The organism is Exiguobacterium sp. BG5(2022) (genome assembly GCF_031844365.1).
Lineage (GTDB): Bacteria > Bacillota > Bacilli > Exiguobacteriales > Exiguobacteriaceae > Exiguobacterium > Exiguobacterium profundum.
The window spans coordinates 77,629-95,295 of record NZ_JAUZVB010000003.1 but is presented as its reverse complement, the minus strand read 5'-3'; the positions used below and the strand labels follow the sequence as shown (position 1 = coordinate 95,295).

23 protein-coding genes and 1 tRNA gene are annotated in these 17,667 nt (G+C 46.1%); 10 read left to right on the top strand and 14 right to left on the bottom strand.

Going from position 1 to position 17,667, the window contains the following annotated elements:
• The first annotated feature begins 109 nt into the window (after positions 1 to 109).
• A complete protein-coding gene (locus Q9R25_RS12615) occupies positions 110 to 1,024 on the top strand; it encodes a hypothetical protein (RefSeq protein ID WP_159563538.1) in 915 nt (304 codons plus the stop codon).
• Positions 1,025 to 1,202: 178 nt separating this feature from the next.
• Here Q9R25_RS12615 and Q9R25_RS12610 read toward each other — a convergent pair whose 3' ends face one another.
• Entirely contained in the window at positions 1,203 to 1,430 is a 228-nt protein-coding gene (locus tag Q9R25_RS12610; RefSeq protein ID WP_031421006.1) for a hypothetical protein, read from the bottom strand.
• Between the two features lie 271 nt (positions 1,431 to 1,701).
• Here Q9R25_RS12610 and Q9R25_RS12605 point away from each other — a divergent pair, with 271 nt between their 5' ends.
• Positions 1,702 to 2,574: a hypothetical protein gene (locus Q9R25_RS12605; RefSeq protein WP_074037772.1), complete on the top strand. Its 873-nt coding sequence runs from the start codon at positions 1,702 to 1,704 to the stop codon at positions 2,572 to 2,574.
• A gap of 65 nt (positions 2,575 to 2,639) precedes the next feature.
• Here Q9R25_RS12605 and Q9R25_RS12600 read toward each other — a convergent pair whose 3' ends face one another.
• Positions 2,640 to 3,011, bottom strand: coding sequence for a hypothetical protein (locus Q9R25_RS12600; protein WP_074037773.1), 372 nt, complete (start codon positions 3,009 to 3,011; stop codon positions 2,640 to 2,642).
• Between the two features lie 102 nt (positions 3,012 to 3,113).
• Between Q9R25_RS12600 and Q9R25_RS12595 the strand changes: the two genes are divergently transcribed.
• Positions 3,114 to 3,527 (top strand): VOC family protein, encoded by a 414-nt coding sequence (locus Q9R25_RS12595; RefSeq protein ID WP_074037774.1) that lies wholly within the window; start codon positions 3,114 to 3,116, stop codon positions 3,525 to 3,527.
• Positions 3,528 to 3,538: 11 nt separating this feature from the next.
• On the opposite strand, the gene Q9R25_RS12590 is transcribed toward Q9R25_RS12595, so the two are convergent.
• Complete coding sequence (locus Q9R25_RS12590) at positions 3,539 to 4,585, bottom strand: NAD(P)/FAD-dependent oxidoreductase (protein WP_311283240.1); 1,047 nt, start codon at positions 4,583 to 4,585, stop codon at positions 3,539 to 3,541.
• Between the two features lie 168 nt (positions 4,586 to 4,753).
• Here Q9R25_RS12590 and Q9R25_RS12585 point away from each other — a divergent pair, with 168 nt between their 5' ends.
• Positions 4,754 to 5,308, top strand: a complete 555-nt coding sequence (locus Q9R25_RS12585) for a methyltransferase family protein (RefSeq protein ID WP_311283239.1) — start codon at positions 4,754 to 4,756, stop codon at positions 5,306 to 5,308.
• Positions 5,309 to 5,344: 36 nt separating this feature from the next.
• Here the strand turns inward: Q9R25_RS12585 and Q9R25_RS12580 are convergent, their stop codons facing one another.
• Positions 5,345 to 6,154 carry a DUF368 domain-containing protein gene (locus tag Q9R25_RS12580; RefSeq protein WP_015880783.1) on the bottom strand — a complete coding sequence of 270 codons (810 nt, stop codon included), beginning with the start codon at positions 6,152 to 6,154 and terminating at the stop codon, positions 5,345 to 5,347.
• A gap of 73 nt (positions 6,155 to 6,227) precedes the next feature.
• The gene (locus tag Q9R25_RS12575) at positions 6,228 to 6,803 is read right to left on the bottom strand and encodes a GNAT family N-acetyltransferase (RefSeq protein ID WP_074037777.1); all 576 of its coding nucleotides are present in this window, start codon (positions 6,801 to 6,803) and stop codon (positions 6,228 to 6,230) included.
• Between the two features lie 100 nt (positions 6,804 to 6,903).
• Between Q9R25_RS12575 and Q9R25_RS12570 the strand changes: the two genes are divergently transcribed.
• Complete coding sequence (locus tag Q9R25_RS12570) at positions 6,904 to 7,653, top strand: sugar nucleotide-binding protein (RefSeq protein ID WP_074037778.1); 750 nt, start codon at positions 6,904 to 6,906, stop codon at positions 7,651 to 7,653.
• Positions 7,654 to 7,691: 38 nt separating this feature from the next.
• On the opposite strand, the gene Q9R25_RS12565 is transcribed toward Q9R25_RS12570, so the two are convergent.
• Complete coding sequence (locus Q9R25_RS12565) at positions 7,692 to 8,933, bottom strand: cytochrome P450 (RefSeq protein ID WP_264093210.1); 1,242 nt, start codon at positions 8,931 to 8,933, stop codon at positions 7,692 to 7,694.
• An 87-nt stretch (positions 8,934 to 9,020) separates the two neighbouring features.
• Here Q9R25_RS12565 and Q9R25_RS12560 point away from each other — a divergent pair, with 87 nt between their 5' ends.
• Positions 9,021 to 9,386: a potassium channel family protein gene (locus tag Q9R25_RS12560; protein ID WP_159563530.1), complete on the top strand. Its 366-nt coding sequence runs from the start codon at positions 9,021 to 9,023 to the stop codon at positions 9,384 to 9,386.
• A 17-nt stretch (positions 9,387 to 9,403) separates the two neighbouring features.
• On the opposite strand, the gene Q9R25_RS12555 is transcribed toward Q9R25_RS12560, so the two are convergent.
• Together Q9R25_RS12555 and yidD are read right to left on the bottom strand one after the other, a co-directional pair.
• Entirely contained in the window at positions 9,404 to 10,756 is a 1,353-nt protein-coding gene (locus Q9R25_RS12555; RefSeq protein WP_074037781.1) for an alanine/glycine:cation symporter family protein, read from the bottom strand.
• Positions 10,757 to 10,885: 129 nt separating this feature from the next.
• Complete coding sequence (gene yidD, locus Q9R25_RS12550) at positions 10,886 to 11,155, bottom strand: membrane protein insertion efficiency factor YidD (RefSeq protein WP_015880777.1); 270 nt, start codon at positions 11,153 to 11,155, stop codon at positions 10,886 to 10,888.
• Between the two features lie 192 nt (positions 11,156 to 11,347).
• Here yidD and Q9R25_RS12545 point away from each other — a divergent pair, with 192 nt between their 5' ends.
• The 4 genes from Q9R25_RS12545 (at position 11,348) to Q9R25_RS12530 (ending at position 14,723) form a co-directional block, all read left to right on the top strand.
• Positions 11,348 to 12,136: a pyrroline-5-carboxylate reductase family protein gene (locus Q9R25_RS12545; protein WP_074037973.1), complete on the top strand. Its 789-nt coding sequence runs from the start codon at positions 11,348 to 11,350 to the stop codon at positions 12,134 to 12,136.
• A 147-nt stretch (positions 12,137 to 12,283) separates the two neighbouring features.
• On the top strand, positions 12,284 to 12,520 hold the full coding sequence (locus tag Q9R25_RS12540) for a FeoA family protein (RefSeq protein ID WP_034771241.1): 237 nt from the start codon (positions 12,284 to 12,286) through the stop codon (positions 12,518 to 12,520).
• On the top strand, positions 12,517 to 14,493 hold the full coding sequence (gene feoB / locus Q9R25_RS12535; protein WP_214691464.1) for a ferrous iron transport protein B: 1,977 nt from the start codon (positions 12,517 to 12,519) through the stop codon (positions 14,491 to 14,493). The genes Q9R25_RS12540 and feoB overlap by 4 nt, the downstream gene beginning before the upstream one ends.
• An 11-nt stretch (positions 14,494 to 14,504) precedes the next feature.
• Positions 14,505 to 14,723, top strand: coding sequence for a FeoB-associated Cys-rich membrane protein (locus Q9R25_RS12530; RefSeq protein ID WP_035387786.1), 219 nt, complete (start codon positions 14,505 to 14,507; stop codon positions 14,721 to 14,723).
• 21 nt (positions 14,724 to 14,744) lie between these two features.
• Here Q9R25_RS12530 and Q9R25_RS12525 read toward each other — a convergent pair whose 3' ends face one another.
• From Q9R25_RS12525 to Q9R25_RS12500, 6 genes are all read right to left on the bottom strand, one after another.
• Positions 14,745 to 15,440, bottom strand: coding sequence for a DUF554 domain-containing protein (locus Q9R25_RS12525; RefSeq protein WP_159563526.1), 696 nt, complete (start codon positions 15,438 to 15,440; stop codon positions 14,745 to 14,747).
• A 149-nt stretch (positions 15,441 to 15,589) separates the two neighbouring features.
• Positions 15,590 to 15,662: transfer RNA gene (locus Q9R25_RS12520), tRNA-Val, on the bottom strand.
• Between the two features lie 86 nt (positions 15,663 to 15,748).
• A complete protein-coding gene (locus tag Q9R25_RS12515; protein WP_311283238.1) occupies positions 15,749 to 16,306 on the bottom strand; it encodes a GNAT family N-acetyltransferase in 558 nt (185 codons plus the stop codon).
• Between the two features lie 72 nt (positions 16,307 to 16,378).
• Positions 16,379 to 16,693, bottom strand: coding sequence for a DMT family transporter (locus Q9R25_RS12510; protein WP_159563525.1), 315 nt, complete (start codon positions 16,691 to 16,693; stop codon positions 16,379 to 16,381).
• Positions 16,690 to 17,034 carry a DMT family transporter gene (locus Q9R25_RS12505; RefSeq protein ID WP_074037785.1) on the bottom strand — a complete coding sequence of 115 codons (345 nt, stop codon included), beginning with the start codon at positions 17,032 to 17,034 and terminating at the stop codon, positions 16,690 to 16,692. Before Q9R25_RS12505 ends, Q9R25_RS12510 begins: the two co-directional genes overlap by 4 nt.
• Entirely contained in the window at positions 17,027 to 17,608 is a 582-nt protein-coding gene (locus Q9R25_RS12500; protein WP_074037786.1) for a TetR/AcrR family transcriptional regulator, read from the bottom strand. Before Q9R25_RS12500 ends, Q9R25_RS12505 begins: the two co-directional genes overlap by 8 nt.
• Positions 17,609 to 17,667 lie beyond the last annotated feature (59 nt).

Here is a 17,667-nt window from a genome sequence, read left to right as displayed (position 1 = left end):
GCATGAGAGCGAATGGTTGTTTCAGATGAAAAGCGGGAAAGGAATAATAATTGGTTTCTGCCCAAATCGAGATTGCCTACGAAAAGTTTGACTGAAAGGAGGAGAGCTGATGCGCATCGGAAAGTTACGCGTATTGTTAGAGCAGTATGGCGAGGCGACGTTACGCGATTTGCTCGTCGAAATGTACCGTCATACTCCTAAAGATGTGATTGATGATCAAGATTTTGATTTTATGATCAGCCAATTCACGCGCTATAAAGAGAAAAAAAATTCTGAAGAGCGACATTCGCTCTCGCAAACCATCACCTTGGCTGAACGGTTTGTTGATTCTGCGTACGAACATTTGTACATTCGTCCGAATCAAGTCATGTCAGAACGCGACCAAAAAAATTGGTACATTCATGCTAAAAAAATCATTCGCGATTTAGCGCATTACGCCGAGGAATACACAGAAGCACGTACGATGTATGAAGAAATGTTTTACCTCCTCTCTACATCGGCTGGCGAAGAACCGCTCTTCTCTACAAGTGACCCGTTTCGCCTTTTAAAAATTTCACAAGTCACCATGCTCAAGCAACTCATTCACTACTATCAGCTCGATGCCCCGATTGATACCGTTTGGATTGACCGCGCCCTATACACCGCACTCCACGTGCCAAAAGATGTTGATTCTACACGAATTGATTTACTCTCAACGCTACCCATCGAACACAGTCATGCCAATACAAGAAAACTCCTTCACTCCCGTCTCTTAAAACTTTGCGATCGGATGTTAGAGAAGTCCCAAACAGAGGATACCGCGCTCGAAAACTATCAAGCGCTTAAAATGTTAGAACTCCGCCTTCTCGTCGCTGAAGGGAATTTGAAAGAAGCGGAACAAAAATTGTTCTCTGAATATATCCCGTTCTTTTCTCATCGCTCCGAACCATTTCGGGTATATGTCGACTTTTTAGAGAGTCACGGACACACTAGTGAGACGAAGCGCTTAAAACGAATTGCTAAAGAAAAGCGAATCCGATTTTAAAAAAAGGGAGTCAATCGATAGGATCGATTGACTCCAATACATGATATGAACGAGGGGTGTTCATTTGAAAAGGAGGACAGAAAGTTGGTGCAGAACTTTCTTCCTACACATATAAGTATAAGGGAACGATTGTAACCGTTACCAAATCACTTATTGCATTTTTGTGAACGTTTTCACGTTATTCAATCGTGTTCATCATGCCAAGTCCGATGACAGATAACAACACAATTAATACGAACAAATACACCATTTCATTCGGCGATTGAAATCCTTCATGAATTTCTACATCTTCTTCGACAATGATATTTTCATGAATGACGACCGGTTCTGTCTCGGCCATGGCTGCAGACGGTGTTACCGTCAACCAAAGCACAGAAACCAGAATCAGTTGATAAATGTATTTCATCATATACTCCTACTCCGTGTTTTCATTGTGTTTAAGTATAGCACGTCTCATCCGTTCGTTGCGCTGACATTTGATGAATCTCACAGATGAACGATGAAAGGAAATCCATTTCATTGTATTGGACGGATATGTTCTATTTTACTCGAACCTTTTTCTTACGTAATTGATTTTTTCTCGAGTCAGGTTTCATCATTCTGCCACACCCCACGATACAAGATAGCGCTTACAATTTATTTGTACTTATCATTTGATAAAGAAAGAAGGATTCTTCGTGAAACGAGCGCTACGTTTTGTAGAATGCAGGCAATTACCGTTACATGAGCGTATTTCCATTCAGTCGCTATATCCTTTAAGCAAGGCCCCTTTGCTTCTCTCCCTTCCCTCGCATCATCACGTCTACGTCGCACTCAATCGAGATACCCCACTCGCTTCAATCGTCGCAAACGACGAACAGCTTGAAACGGATCATGCCATTCGCCTCTCTCAAGCCACATATGGTGATCGTCACGTCTTTCGCGGACTACTTCATCGTTTGATCTATGAACGAAGTCGAGAAACAAAGTACCCGATTACGTACTATCTTCAGGAAGAGGATTCTCATAATCAAGACAAGCATCGAATATATGAAGCAGCAGGGTTTCAAGTATTTCATCAAACCAAAACGTATCATCTACCATTCATCCCTTGCGAGAAAGCAACCCATACCAATTGGACACTCGAATTGGTGGACTATTCAAGAAGAGCAGATTGGCTCACATTTCGAAATGAACATTGTCATCTCCTTCCGGGTGCCATTTCGATGACAGATGAACAATTCGCACGAGAAGTTCGCCAGCAAACATTGTTCTATTCCGTGAAGTGGAACCGACAAGTGATTGGAATCATGAAAGTACGCTTACATATGTACCATATTTCAATACAAGAGATGCACGTTGACTGTGACGAGACTTTATTGCGGGAAGCTATTTCATTCCTTCAACAAAAATTTTTCTACATGTTCCGATACATTGAAGAGGCACATATTTCAGCAACAAGTTTGCAACCTGATTTGAGTTATACACTTCGTCGTCACGGCGCCCAAATCTCGAGTATTTGTCGTTATACGTACATACTACAGGCACCACCGACCCCGATTTATTCCTAAACAATCAAAAGACGTCGAGCAAACCAACTCTTTCTCAAAGGAAAAAGTTGTTCATTCGACGTCTTTTATTCTGCAGCAGTAGTCGACTCCATCGCTAGAGGCGGCATCGCTTCAAACAGTTCTGTCCGAAGCCCCGTATCTCTCAAATCGAGCGATTCAATCCGATCGAACTTAATTTTGCGATCGACGACATTGAACCAATACGTAATATTTGGTTCATCTTTAAAACGAATCGCATAATTCGACCCATTTAAATGAAAGTCGACCTCGGTAGACAGCAACTCGGTCGGACCAATTTGTTTATGGGTCGTTAATCGTTCAAGGACAACCTGTTCTTCATTGATGCGATAGTCGACAAACGTCGCAAGCGAGAGTCCAAACACAAATGATACAAAGGCGAAAGTGCCCACCAAACCCATCGTGATTTTTCCGTTCATTTCGCTGTCCCTCCCTCTCCTATTATATCGGATAGGCTTGAAACGTTGTGAAGTGACATTTTGTTCAACTTTAGGCAAACTGAAGCAGAAGGAGGAATTTACATGCATATCGATCATACTGGGATTGCCGTTCGAGACTTAGATGAGGCAATCACATTTTACACGACGGTCTTAGGAGGAAAACTCGTGGACCGCTATACGAACACGACCATCGGGGTCGAGACCGAATTGGCCGTCATTCATATTGGAGAGGATGTCATCGAATTGTTGCGTCCGACTAGTAAGACGAGTCCGATTGCCCGGTTCATGAAAGCTCGAGGGAAGGGTGTTCATCATATCGCCTATCGTGTCGACGATTTGGACGAAGCGATGGCCGCTCACAAACAAAATGGCATCACCTTTTTAGAAGACACGCTGCGTACGACCGCGAAAGGTAGACGCTTAATCTACATGGACCCGCGTCATTCAGGCGGTGTGATTACCGAGCTTTGTGATTATCCTAGAGAAAAGCAGTAAGAGTGATCCTCTTACTGCTTCATCATGGTTTCTTCTATGATTTGACGATTCTTCTCTTTTAACCGTTCATTATGAGAGGACACCATTGCGGTAGCATTCGCATTCGGGTCAATGTATGTTTTGGCCCGGTTCACCGCATTCGCAGCATCTTGAAACGCTCCAGCGATGAGATGTACCTTCCCTTCATGCGTGAGAATATCACCGGCAGCGTACAATCCCGGTACGGATGACTCGCTACCTGAATTCCCTTTCACATAAAACCCATCCTTCATCTCGACCTGCAATTCGCTGTTCCGAAGCAACTCCGCGTCTTGTTCATATCCGTGATTGATGACCACTTCATCGACCTCGATTACGCTCGTCTCTCCTGTTTCGACATGAGTCAAAAGAACTTGTTGAATCGATTTCCCATCGTGAGAAATCAAATCCGTCACTTTTGATCGTGGGCAACAGTCGACTCGACCCTGTTTAATTTTTTCAACTTGTGCTTCATGTCCACTAAGTTCTTCTTTTCGATACGTCAGCACGACCCGCTCTGCAATCGGCTCGAGCGCATTCGCCCAATCGACTGCACTATTGCCGCCACCCGATATCAAGACGCGCTTTCCTTTAAAGCGTTCAAGTGATTTAACCGTGTAATGGAGGTTCGACAATTCGAACCGCTCCGCTCCGCTCACTTCAACCTTATGCGGTTTGAGGATCCCGCTTCCTGTCGCAACGATGACGGTTTTTGAAATATGATGACCGTTCGTCGTGTCGATCCCGAACAAATCGTCTGAACGCTTAGAGATCGACTCCACCTTCTCGCCAAGAAGGACCGTCGGAGAGAAGGTAAGACCTTGCTCGACGAGTTGGTCGATCAGTTTTGCCCCAGTCGTCGGTAGGAGACCACCTACGTCCCAAACCATTTTCTCTGGATAGACATGTACTTTCCCGCCTAAAAAAGGTTGAAATTCGATAATTTTCGTCTTCATACCTCGTAAACCGCTGTAAAAAGCGGCATACAATCCAGCCGGTCCCCCACCGATAATCGTCACGTCGAATACTTCCTCGTTCATCGTCGCACCCTTCCTCTCTATATACATAAAAATGATAATCATTCTCATTAGATGATAACCTGTTTTGGTCACTTTGACAATTTTTTTCGAATATCGTCCTGAGGGATTTGGTTTTTCTTATGCGTAGGTCGGGTAATGAAACATGAATCAAAAGGGAGGATGTGCGTGATGAATTGGATGGATGTCCTATTAATCGTCGTATCATTTTTTTGGCTAGTTGAGACGTGGCGATTTCGTAACCGAAAAGAGGCAACAGACGGGGCTGTCGAGCGGAAGAGCTTTTACTTTGTAGCGACGACGATGATTGGCGTCTTCGTGTTGTCTCTGATCTCTTCGCTTGTTTTCGAATCACAGCCTTCGACAGTTCAACGAATCATCGGACTTACTTTTTACATAGCCGGCGTGTCGTTACGTTATTGGGGGATTTTACACTTACGTCATCAATTCACACGACATGTCGTCGTCCGACCGGAAGACGAACTCGTCAGCTCGGGACCGTATCGTTACTTACGCCACCCTCTTTACACAGGGTTGTTATTGATTACGTTCGGATTCTCGCTATACTTTATTCATTGGGGAATCGCCTTGATTGGTGCGGGTCTCACCTCGCTTGCATTACTGTACCGCATTCGAATCGAGGAAGGTATGCTCATTCGCCATTTCGGTCAGTCTTACCAATCCTGGTCGAAGACGCGCAAGCGCCTCTTCCCCTTCATCTATTAAAAAGGAGTCCGGCTCATCGCTGGACTCCTTTTTCATTTAGACAGAATACTTGCTGAGTAATCGGACGACGATGACCCCCGCGATGAATGCGACGATACTGAGTATCCACATGACTCCGGAAGCTGGTACACCCGGAAACACGACGGCGAGTGAGCCAATGACCAATCCGATGATGACGGAGAACGTCATTCCCGGAAAATTCGCCAACAAGTAACGAATGACTTTACTACTTACAATAAAGCCGACGGCCACTCCAGCACCGACAATCCCAATAATCAACAGATTGAAATTTGAGATGGCGCTGATGACGGTTGGATAAACGCCAATTAACAACAAGACGAATGAACCGCTAATTCCAGGAAGCAACATCGCCATGCTGCCCAACCAACCGGAGAAGAATAAGAGAAGCGCCGTCCCGAACGTCACGTCCGTCATAATAGACGAATCAACCGGATTCAAGAATGCCATACTCGCAACGAGTATCGTTGCGACAACCATAGCAATAACATGAACCGGACGAATCGATGCGCGTGATTTAAATTCCACGAATAGAAGTGGAATAATCCCTAAAATCAATCCGATAAAGAAAAATTGTGTCGGTGCATAATACTCCAGCAATAAGTATTCAATAACTCGACTCAGTGCGATAATGGCTGTCCCCATTCCAATTGCCAATGGAATCAAGAACCCGATATATTTTTTCCAATATCGGCTAAATACGCCGCTAATCGCTTCGATGAGTTGATCGTAGATGCCTAAAATGACTGCAATGGTACCGCCGCTTACACCAGGGATTAAATCACTCGTCCCCATGGCCATCCCTCGCCAAATGTTCTTCCACTCCATAATGTATCTCCTTTACGTATATCTTTCCTCAAGCACTTAGTATAGTCGAGAAAAGAAGTTTGCGCATCCGCTTTTAGACTGAGAAAGGAGTCGAATTGATTTCTTTGATCATATAGTCAAATCTCGCCCCAGAAATGTTGATTTCTTTTTCCTTATGGAAGCCGAGACGTGTGTATAAGCGATGTGCCGCAGGATTTTCTTGATCCACGTTCAATGTGACGGCGGGCACACCGCGTTCTTTCGCAACGAGACAAACGTGTTCGATTAACTTCGTCCCGATTCCACGACCTCCATACGCCTCTGCGACAGCCAGTGAATCAATGTATTGGACATAACCTTCCGTTTCAACGTCCACCTCTTCTCCACTTCCATGCGCCGTCAACCATTCTCGAATCGGTCGATCCAATTCTTCTGCCTTATCCCCACGATACGAGATGATCATTCCGGCAACTTCTCCTTCAAAATCCGCCACCCAGATGTTTTCGTGACTCAAGCGGTTATTTGGTTTCTCTACCCACATCGCTAGTCGCTCCAATACCTCAGTCGTATCCGTTGATGCTGTCAATGTGTACGCAATCTCATGGATCGCTTGATACATGAGTGGTGCAATTTGTTTACTATCTTGTTTGGTTGCTTGTCGAATATTCATGATTAATCCCTCCATCATCCAGTCTAGCATAGCCCGGCACATCGGTTGTTTGTCCACACTCGTTTTGTGGCATCATATAGAGTGAAAGGGGCGAATCGAAATGAAAGCTATTCTTACAGGAATGAACGGTACAGTGGCACCCGTTGTTGCCGAAACGTTGCAGCGCCATGGAATTGAAGGGATTGCGTGGAATCGCGAGCAAGTGTCCACGACAAACGAAGAGGAAATGCGAGAATTCATCGAGCGCATCCGACCGAACTACTTTTTACATATCGGTATGGGCGCGGTGGAGTGGGCCGAGACGCTCGCTCGTTTATGTGGTGAGGCGAAAATCCCTTTCCTGTTCACGAGCACGGTTTCAATTTTTTCAGATGAAGTGACCGGACCGATTTCCCCAGATACGCTACCAGATGCCGAGGATGACTATGGAAAGTATAAGCGTGAGTGCGAACGTGCGATTATGAACGCCAATCCTGGTGCTCAAATCGTTCGTCTCGGATGGCAAATCGGGGATGAGGCCGGATCGAATAATATGATGGACTATTTTACGAACGAAATGAAGCAACGAGGGGTCATCCAAGCGAGTGAGCATTGGTATCCATCATGTTCATTTTTAGTAGACACGGCAGACGCGCTATTTGAAATTTTGACTAAACGTGGACCGGGCATCTATCAGTTAAACGGAAATGCGAACTATTCCCTATACGACATCGCCGTCGGACTAAAAGAGCTTCATGACACCGACTGGCAGATTGAATGTACCGATGAACCGAAACGGGATAATCGAATGATCGATTCATCGGTCTCGATTCGTCCCATCTCCAAACGCCTAAATTTGCAAACGAAGTAAATTCAAAGTCGCCTACTCCCATCGAGTAGGCGACTTTTTTATTGGTTTCGAGTTAGATGAGTCAATCGCAATTTACTTTTCGGCAGACTCGGCATGTCTACAAAACTATAGCTCAAGTCTTGAGGTGGGACCGTGTAGGCGTATTCCTTAGTAAACAACTCAATGACTTGTCCAAGAATTGCAATGGTCACATGTTCACCGGCACATCGATGTCCAAAATCTACATCTCCCCCACCTTGCGGAATAAAGTTAAACGGACTCTCGTTCCAATCTTTAAAACGAGAGGGATCGAATCGATCCGGCTCCGTCCAAATAGAGGAATCATGATTCGTACCGTACAAATCAAGAAGCGTCAGCGTCCCTTCCGAAAATGCATAGCCGTCCCATTCAAAATCGGTTTTGACACGAGCTGCCGCTACAGGGAAAAATGGATAAAACCGTCTCACTTCCTGAACAAATTCTGTTTTCGAGACCTCTCCCCGCTCTACCTGCTCTTTTACATCCGGGAACTGATGTAAAGCTAAGACAGTGAAGAGGACATACACCGAGATTGCGACAGTCGGGCGTAAAATGTTCAATACTTCGACCGCCACGACGTCTTCAGGTAATAACTCTCCGGATTCATCTCGGTGCCACGAAAATTCGTACAGCGCCGTATGTTCGTTCGGCAATAATCGATTCGACCGCACTTCTTTTACCATCTGACGAATCCAGGCTTCAGCGGAACTTCGTGCCTTCCGACCTTGTAAATACGTGGGACCAAGAGACGTACCCGATTCAAATAATAACCTCATCTCTTCAGTGCGCTTCCCAACTTCTTCTTTCGCAAGTGGAACTCCCGACCATTCACATACGGCCTTCATCAACACTTGTTGCGCAATATCGTATAAGACGACCTCCTCTCCCATTCGTTCAATCTGGTTCCACTCTCGATATGTCAAGCGGAGCAATCGATCTATATTTTCTTTTGTCATCAATGACATGAACATATGTTTTCGATGCGTATGAGCCGCACCATCTAGTGTTTGGACCCCATCTTCTCCAAACAAGGTTTTCAATAGACGTTTTGGCGCCGCATTCTGACGCATGAATTTGTCTGCATCATAGAACACCTCGGCAGCCTCTTCGCCCCCAAGACAAATCACGCGCTCCCCGAGCAAACGTGTTTCAAAGATATTTGATTGAAAACTTTTGCGACGATTCGCAACAAATAGATATCCTTCCCGTAAAAAATCGACACTATGGTCGAGTCCTTCTTGTTTCGGTATGACTTTCCCCATCCAACTCACCCTTTCTCTTTTCTCGAACTATAAAGGATGTTCCCCCGTTTTTAGCGAACAAACCTAATATCGAAAGGAGCGAGTGACATGTTGCCGTTCTTACTGACATTGCGTCGAATTGTACGCGGAATCTGGCGTGGCCTCCGCGAACCTGAGTTCCAAGTCTTATTCAGTCTTGCCTTTCTCACTGTCCTGTCCGGTACACTTTTTTACACACGGTTCGAGGAGATGCGTTGGTTGGACGCACTTTACTTCAGTGTCATCACCCTGACTACCATCGGATATGGTGATTTTGCCCCTCAGACCGACATCGGAAAAATATTCACAATCGGATATGTATTGACTGGGGTGGGCATCATGGTTGGCTTTATCACAAAAGTGTTTGATCATTTACAAAAAGCACGACTCGATGAATTAGAAGCAAAACAAAAGACGCCACCCTCTGATTCATAAGGATGGCGTCCTTCCGTTTAGGAAACTTTTCGATTTTCAATTTCAAGCTGTTGGTTGAAACGCTTCGTCTCGGCAATGACAACACCCGACAAGAACAAGAGACCAATCAAGTTCGGGATGGCCATTAAGCCGTTGAAGACATCCGATAACGCCCATACCAAGTTCAAGTTCGTCGTCATGGCACCGAGTCCCGCGACGAGTACAAAAGCAATCCGATAGGGAAGAATCGACTTTTGTCCGAACAAGTAATGAATGGAGCGTTCGCCGTAATACGACCAACCGAGCACGGTCGAATAGGCGAACAAAACGAGCCCGATTGTGACAATATAACCGCCGGCTGGTCCGAGGAACAGTTCAAATGTAGCTGAAGTCAATTCGACCCCTTCAAGTCCTGTCCCGATTTGACCACCCATGACGAGTGTCAATCCTGTCACCGAACAGACGACAAGCGTGTCCAAGAAGACTTGAGTCATCGAGACGAGCGCCTGACGACCCGGCATATCTGTTTTCGCTGCCGCTGCTGCGATCGGAGCAGAGCCAAGACCTGCTTCGTTCGAGAAGACACCACGTGCCACCCCGTATCGAATGGCAGCTCCGATGGCCCCTCCACCGATTGCTTCTGCACTGAACGTACTGCTGAAGATGAGTGCGAACGCATCCGGAATCAGCGAGTAATTCATCACCATAATTAAAAGACCGCTACCTAAGTAGAAGGCAATCATGACGGGGACGAAGTAACTGACTACTTTCCCGATGGAACGCACGCCTCCGAGAATGACCGCTCCTGTAAAAATCATAATGAGAATCCCTGATATGTATAGTGGTACGTCAAACGTTGTTTTGAGCGCAAGCGCGACCGAGTTCGTTTGGACCCCGTTTCCAATACCGAACGCCGCAATCGATGCGAATGCAGCAAATGCTACCGCTAACCATCGTTGATTCAACCCTCGTTCTAGATAGTACATCGGTCCACCAGCCATTTGACCGCGCTCATCAGTGACCCGATACTTCACGGCAAGAACTGCCTCTGCGTATTTCGTTGCCATCCCAAAGAAACCGGACACCCACATCCATACGATGGCTCCCGGTCCTCCTAATACGACCGCTGTCGACACCCCGACGATATTCCCCGTACCGACGGTCGCCGCCAGAGCAGTCATGAGCGCCTGGAAGTGACTGATGTCCCCTTTAGAGGATTGATCCTGATTTTTCGAAAACGCCAATTTCAACGCATACGGTAATTTGGTGATTTGAATCCCACCTAGACGCACCGTCAAGTAAATGCCTGTCCCCACAAGCAAAATCAAGAGCGGTGGTCCCCATACAAAGTTGGATGCCGTACTCACCCATTCACTAAATGATTGCCCCATACAAAGTATCCCCTTCCCCCGAAAAATAGTGTACACCTCTATTTTTTCAGAATACTTAGAACAATGCAAAAGTATTGTACTAAAACAACTGATTCATTGTTTGTTCTGTACAAAAACAGCGAGACGAACTCAATCGTCTCGCTGTGACTCAGGTTTCTCTCGTTGTAAAGGCGCTTTCCAATCAAATGTATCCGGAACATAATCGAGCCCGCCTGGATGAAACGGCTGGCAGCGAATGAGTCGGCGAGCGGTTAAATAACTGCCTTTGACAGCCCCATGTTTTTCGATTGCTTCGATTCCGTAGTGCGAACAGCTCGGATAAAATCGGCACGTTGGCGGCTTTAATGGTGAAATAAAACGCTGGTAACCTTGAATCCCTTTTACTAGTACACGTTTCACACGATTTCGCCTCACTCTTTTGAATTAGTGCCATCATAGCGCGATTTGAAACGTTTGTCATGTTCGTCGATTCCTATGTCAAATCGTTTTCCATCTCTTTACAAATGAGCAGGATGGGCGATATTCGAGTGTATGTTTGTTATGATAGTCAACATAACTATTGACCGAATCGAAAAGAAGAGGTGACGAATGATGAATCAATTACTAATGGTCGGTGCTGGATCGATGAGTGAGGCGCTCGTTCGCGGGTGGATCGACTCGGGCATCGAACCGACACACATCACAATGACAAACCGAAGTGACCGGGAGCGCTTACTCTTCCTACAAGATGAACTCGGCGTTCAAATTGTTGAGGACGAAAACGTTAACGACTATGACATCGTCGTATTAGCGATGCAACCTGATGGCGTCATCCCGTACGTAGAATCAAAAGAATGGAAGACCCCACTACTCGTCTCAGTCGCTGCACATATCGAACCGAGCCAATTAGAAGAGGCTTCAGGGCTACCAGCTGTTTGCGCCATGCCGAACACGCCTGTCGCCCATCGGAACGGGATGACGGGGCTATGGTTTGGTCCAGAAACAGATGAGGCAGTCCGTGAGAAAGCGACTTCTCTCTTTGAACGGGTCGGTCGAACGGCCGTCACCGATGCGAAAACGATGTCCGCCTTTATGGCCGCTGCAGGGTGCAGTCCTGCCTTTTTCTATGAAATCGTAGGTGCGATGACGCCCGTCCTAACGGATGTCGGTTACGATGAACAGACAGCGCGTCAAATTGTCGCCCAAGCGATGAAAGGCTCCGCTGAGTTACTGTCTCATGAAACACGTGAGACGAATGAACTGATTGCCGATGTGGCCGCTCCAGGCGGACCGACCGACCGTGGTGTCGGCGTGCTTCGTGAACGGAATCTTGCTGACGTGATGGCTTCAGCCTTGCGCGAAAGTGCCAAAGAAGATCATGAGTCGATTGAAGAAGTGTAAACGATACTCGTTTACACTTCTTTTTATGTTCACTCGACCTTACTATTTATTATTTATAACTTTTTATATGATCAATATTTCACTTTCTCTTTCGACATGATAAGATAGCGAATGAGAATCGTTATCAAAAGATGGGGAAGGTTACTTATGAGTCTATTACGACATGTCGCGTTGAATCAAACCGTCATTTTATCTGATTTGACTAAAATTGATGATCGCTTGCGCCGACGAATGATTTCTCTTGGTTTTTACGAGGGATGCTCGGTTCGTGTGAAGCGCAGAGCTATTTTTTCAGGACCGCTCACCATTGAACAAGTGGATCATCAACAAATTATCGCCATCCGAAGATCAGATGCCGAAAAAATCGGAGTGATTGTACCATGAGCCAACGGATCGCATTGATTGGCAATCCAAATACAGGCAAAACTTCATTGTTTAATCGATTAACAGGTTCATTCGCACATGTGGGCAACTGGGCCGGTGTCACAGTCGAACAAAAAATCGGTCAGTTACATGGGAAAGTCGGACAATTAATTGATTTACCCGGTGTCTATGACTTAGACCCGCTCTCGGCAGATGAAGCGATTGTCTCCCGTTTCTTACTGCATGAACCATTTGACGGGATGATCAATATTGTCGATGCTTCACAATTAGAACGTAACTTACAACTTACTTTGCAACTTCTAGAGATGGGACGACCGCTTCAAATCGGTTTAAACATGGTCGACGTCGCAGAAAGTCGTGGAATGCATGTTAATCTCGACAAATTAAAAACGCTCCTCCAAGTAGATGTCTTCCCGATCACCGCACGAACAGGTTATGGTTGTGACGTCTTGCTCTCATCGATTCAAATGGAGAAGCGTCAACCTTTCGAATTAAACTATGGTCCAGAGACCGAAGAAGCGATTACACGCATTCTTCGTTTAACTGGTCTATCGAGAACGGATCGCTGGATTACAATTCAATATTTAGCAGGCAACCGGATTGTCGTCGACCATTTAGAAGCATCATCTCCAGAGATTGTTGCCGTCCGAAAAGAACTGGAAACGGCTATAGGGCGTTTTGCACACGCACACATCACTGAGCGTCGTCGCGATTGGGCGAAACAGATTCGACACCAGGTCATTGAAAATCACAATGCACAGGACGTGACGATGACAGATCGCATCGATGCGGTTGTGACGCATCCTATCTTAGGTTTACCCATCTTCTTCGGGGTACTCTATGCGCTATTCCACGTGACATTTAATTGGGTTGGTGCACCTCTTTCCGATTTATTAGACGGACTATTGTCTGGTCCGATCACATCAGGAACGGTTTGGATGTTAGATGCTGTAGGTGCTTCTCCATTCATTAAAGCACTTCTCGTAGACGGTGTCATCGCAGGTGTCGGTGGCGTATTGGTTTTTGTTCCGCAAATCTTTGTCCTCTTTTTCTTTATCTCATTTTTAGAGGACTCCGGATATATGGCGCGAGTCGCCATCGTGATGGATCGTTTCATGCAACTCGTCGGATTGAATGGAAAAAGCTTTATCCCGATGATTATCGGATTCGGATGTAACGTTCCTGGAATCATGGCCGCTCGAACGGTCGAAGAGGAGCGCGAACGTCTAGTCACCATCTTCATCTCACCATTCATGTCATGTTCGGCCCGGCTTCCGATTTACGCTGTGTTTGCGGCGAGTTTCTTCTCTACTCATCAAGCACTCGTTGTCCTCTCGCTCTATATGTTGGGAATTTTCCTTGCCTTGATTGCCGCGAAAATCTTTACGAAGGCATTGGCCTCTGAAGATCAGACGAGCTTATTCATCGTCGAACAACCTCCATACCGCGTTCCCCAAGGACTTACCTTATGGCGTAGCACTTGGCAAAAAGCTAAAGGATTCGTTCGAAAAGCCGGTACATTTATTTTTGGTGGCTCTGTGTTCATCTGGCTACTCGCCTATTCAGGTCCAAGCGGCTTTGATGTACCGATGAATGACAGTTTCTTGGCGATGATTGGTGGTATGATTGCCACATTACTCGTCCCACTCGGATTCGGTACTTGGCAAGCCGGTGCCTCGCTCATCACCGGATTCTTAGCAAAAGAAGTGGTCGTGTCTACGATGGCAATCATCTATGCGGTCGGCGAATCAGATTTATCGGAGTCGCTATTACCAATCTTCACCCCACTCAGCGCGTATAGCTTCATGGCCTTCGTTTTACTTTATGTCCCTTGTTTGGCGACAGTCGCTGTCATCCGGCGAGAAGTGGGTAGTGCCAAGTTGACATGGTTCGCCAGTTTATACGGTTTAGGTGTCGCTTATGTGGTGTCTCTTGTCATTTATCAAGTCGGTCGCTTATTCGGAGTTGCGTAAGGAGGAATACCATGTCATTCTTTGACCTACTCATCGGATTCATTGTTTTTGGATATGCCGCATTTTCTCTTTACCGCTACACACGTAAAGCAAAAGGCGGGAAATGTGCAACATGTGAAATTGAACCTACCTGCACAGCGGCGTGCGATGCAGCCGATTGGGATAAAATCATTGCGGAAGCTCTACGAAAAGAGCCTTCCACAATGAATGCAACCACGAAAAAAGACTGAATCGAATTCAGTCTTTTTTCTTTACAGCATATGTATAACCGTGACAATCATCGCGACCACTAAAATCCCCGGTAATAAATTGGCCACACGAATTTTTGTGATTCCAACCAAGTTCAGACCAATCGCCACAATCATGACCCCACCGGTCGCGGTCATCTCTAAAATAAAACTGTCCATGAGCGATTCCGGTATGAATTTCATGATTTGAATGGCGAGTAATGCGATTCCGCCCTGATACAGTAACACTGGAACTGCTGAAAACATGACCCCAATCCCAAGTGTCGAACTTAACACGAGGGCCGTAAAACCATCAATCAACCCTTTCGTGTACAACACGTCATGATCACCACGCAACCCGCTATCGAGCGCCCCGATAATGGCCATCGCCCCGATCACGAAAATGAGTGTGGCCGTTACGAATCCTTCCGCTACACTCGATTGACTTCCAAGTCGCCGTTCAAGTCGATAACCGACTTCATTTAATAATTCATCTAACTTCCACCACTCCCCGAGCGCTGACCCGACGACGAGACTTCCGATGACAATCAAGAAGTTCTCACTCTTCATCCCCATTTGAATCCCAAGCAAGATGACCGCAAGCCCGATTGCCGCAGTCACCGTCTCCTTCATACGCTCCGGAATGCGGTGAAATAAGAGACCTAGCAATGCCCCGATGACAATCAATGCGGCATTGACGAGTGTACCCGTTAGCACCATGTTGCATTCCCCGTTTCATTATGTATTGAAAGGAATATACCAATTGCTTTCGTGCCATGTCAATATACAAAAAAAGAGCCACTTCTCGCAAGAAGTGGCTTCGCGGAAACCCATGTTCCGGTGGGTTTCTCGAGGGTTTGGCACCCAAGTGATTCTGACTGGGCTCGAACCAGCGACCTCTACCCTGTCAAGGTAGCGCTCTCCCAGCTGAGCTACAGAATCAGGTCGTGTCCTCTCTTAAGGACACTATTAATATATCAAGAAACTATTGAGTTGGCAACAACTTTTTTTATTTTTTTAGAGACTTTTTATCGTGTCATTTGTTGACGGTCGATATGTCGACATAACCGCTCCAAGTCACCCGCATAAACGGAGACGAGCATATCCTTGTACAGTGTATCTCGATCCCAGTGAAGACCATTCGCTTTGGCGACACGTTGAGATGGAGCGTTGTCCGGATGAATCAGAGAAATAATCTCCTTCTCGCCCTCTGAAAAAGCATGCTGCATCAGACGCGCGGCGGCTTCTCGACCATATCCCATGTGCCAATGCTTCGGTGACAACCAATATCCGACTTCCAACTCGATTTTGCCGTCCAATTCATGCAATAGCGTACCTGCGTGACCAATCGGTTCATCACTTTCAAATGTCATGAGCTTCAGGAGACCCGTTTGGCGTCCTGTCTCATAGCGGGCCAATTGACGTTCAAACCATTCAATCGTCTGTTCGTCTGTATACGGTCTCCCATCCGGACTGATGAAGCGCATCACCCGTGGATCTTGGAGAAGCGATTTGACAAAATAGAAATCAGAAAGCGTATACGGTTCAAACCGCAAACGTTCGGATTGCAACTCGACAAGATGCATCGTTTTCCGCCCCCTTTTTTTCATCACATAATCTGAAGTAATAAATTCCCGTTTTCAGCACATTTCAATCCTTTACGAGACAATTTTTAAACCGATTACACTACTAATAATCATCAACAAAAAGAAGATACGCCAACGATTTTTCGATTCGTTCAAATAGAGCATCCCTAAAATGACACCGCCGGCCGCGCCGATGCCTACCCAGATGGAATAGGCAAGACTAAGAGGAATGACCTCAAGTGATTTTGATAACCAATAGAAGCTGAGCGCAAACGATAAAATTGATGCAATCGACCACTTTAAAATCTGGTATCCTTTCGATTTCCCCATAAAGAAAACGGCTGTCATTTCAGCAATTCCCGCTCCAATCAGATAAACCCAACTCATGCTTCTTCCCCTCCTGTCACTTGCTTCAATCCGATGATGCCGATAATCAACGTCGCCACAAGTATTAGTTTCCATCCACTAAGCCCCTCGTCAAACAAGAAGGCGCCAACTATGACTGTGCCGACCGCACCGATTCCTGTAAAAACAGCGTACCCCGTACCGGCAGGCAGCGTCCGAAACGCTTTCGCCAATAATCCGAAACTGAGAATCAATAACACGATTGTCCACAATGTCGGACCTAGAATCGTGAAGCCTTCAGACAACTTCATCGTGGTCGCCCAGACGATTTCGAGTAGTCCTGCAAACAGGAGGGAGATCCATGCACTCTTCTCTTTACTCATCCCAACCCACTCCTTTCTTGAAAATTCGAAACGCAGCTTGTTGTCTCATATTCCGATCCTCTTCAAATGTGAATAACGATAGTAAGGCGCCATCTAAAAAGCAATAGTAGGCAGCATATAGTTCATCGAGCGATTGTACCGGTAAATCGCCACGTTCCATCGCCAGTCGAAATTGCTCTTTCTCAAATCGTTTTAACTTGGTTTCGACCGTACCGATGACTTCCTCGATATACTCTCGAAACTCCGGAGGAGGTACTAGTAACATTCGTTTCGTCAACATCCAAGTCTCATGATCACTAAAGAATGACGTGAGTGTGTTGACAATCGAATCGATTCGTTCTAAAGGTGGTCGTCCAGCCGTATCGTCACAAGTTGTCTGCCATACTTCTTCGTAACGATTCGCCATATCTGACACGACTTGTTTGAACAGTTGTTCCTTCCCATCGATATGGGCATATAAAGAAGCCTTGCGAATCCCTACATCTTCCGCTACTGCCGCTAGTGACAACCCTTCGTAACCATCCCGTGCGAAGCGTGTTCGAGCAGACTGCATGATTTTATCTTTTGTATTCACGTCATTCACTCTCCTTGCCTTATACATTACCTAACGAACGGTAGGTAGTCAAGTCAGGT

Coding starts and splice junctions, on each gene's coding strand:
- Q9R25_RS12615 (WP_159563538.1), top strand. CDS start 110: ATGCGCATCGGAAAGTTACGCGTATTGTTAGAGCAGTATGGCGAGGCG.
- Q9R25_RS12610 (WP_031421006.1), bottom strand. CDS start 1,430: ATGAAATACATTTATCAACTGATTCTGGTTTCTGTGCTTTGGTTGACG.
- Q9R25_RS12600 (WP_074037773.1), bottom strand. CDS start 3,011: ATGAACGGAAAAATCACGATGGGTTTGGTGGGCACTTTCGCCTTTGTA.
- Q9R25_RS12595 (WP_074037774.1), top strand. CDS start 3,114: ATGCATATCGATCATACTGGGATTGCCGTTCGAGACTTAGATGAGGCA.
- Q9R25_RS12590 (WP_311283240.1), bottom strand. CDS start 4,585: ATGAACGAGGAAGTATTCGACGTGACGATTATCGGTGGGGGACCGGCT.
- Q9R25_RS12585 (WP_311283239.1), top strand. CDS start 4,754: ATGAATTGGATGGATGTCCTATTAATCGTCGTATCATTTTTTTGGCTA.
- Q9R25_RS12580 (WP_015880783.1), bottom strand. CDS start 6,154: ATGGAGTGGAAGAACATTTGGCGAGGGATGGCCATGGGGACGAGTGAT.
- Q9R25_RS12575 (WP_074037777.1), bottom strand. CDS start 6,803: ATGAATATTCGACAAGCAACCAAACAAGATAGTAAACAAATTGCACCA.
- Q9R25_RS12570 (WP_074037778.1), top strand. CDS start 6,904: ATGAAAGCTATTCTTACAGGAATGAACGGTACAGTGGCACCCGTTGTT.
- Q9R25_RS12565 (WP_264093210.1), bottom strand. CDS start 8,933: ATGGGGAAAGTCATACCGAAACAAGAAGGACTCGACCATAGTGTCGAT.
- Q9R25_RS12560 (WP_159563530.1), top strand. CDS start 9,021: ATGTTGCCGTTCTTACTGACATTGCGTCGAATTGTACGCGGAATCTGG.
- Q9R25_RS12555 (WP_074037781.1), bottom strand. CDS start 10,756: ATGGGGCAATCATTTAGTGAATGGGTGAGTACGGCATCCAACTTTGTA.
- Q9R25_RS12545 (WP_074037973.1), top strand. CDS start 11,348: ATGAATCAATTACTAATGGTCGGTGCTGGATCGATGAGTGAGGCGCTC.
- Q9R25_RS12540 (WP_034771241.1), top strand. CDS start 12,284: ATGAGTCTATTACGACATGTCGCGTTGAATCAAACCGTCATTTTATCT.
- feoB (WP_214691464.1), top strand. CDS start 12,517: ATGAGCCAACGGATCGCATTGATTGGCAATCCAAATACAGGCAAAACT.
- Q9R25_RS12530 (WP_035387786.1), top strand. CDS start 14,505: ATGTCATTCTTTGACCTACTCATCGGATTCATTGTTTTTGGATATGCC.
- Q9R25_RS12525 (WP_159563526.1), bottom strand. CDS start 15,440: ATGGTGCTAACGGGTACACTCGTCAATGCCGCATTGATTGTCATCGGG.
- Q9R25_RS12515 (WP_311283238.1), bottom strand. CDS start 16,306: ATGCATCTTGTCGAGTTGCAATCCGAACGTTTGCGGTTTGAACCGTAT.
- Q9R25_RS12510 (WP_159563525.1), bottom strand. CDS start 16,693: ATGAGTTGGGTTTATCTGATTGGAGCGGGAATTGCTGAAATGACAGCC.
- Q9R25_RS12505 (WP_074037785.1), bottom strand. CDS start 17,034: ATGAGTAAAGAGAAGAGTGCATGGATCTCCCTCCTGTTTGCAGGACTA.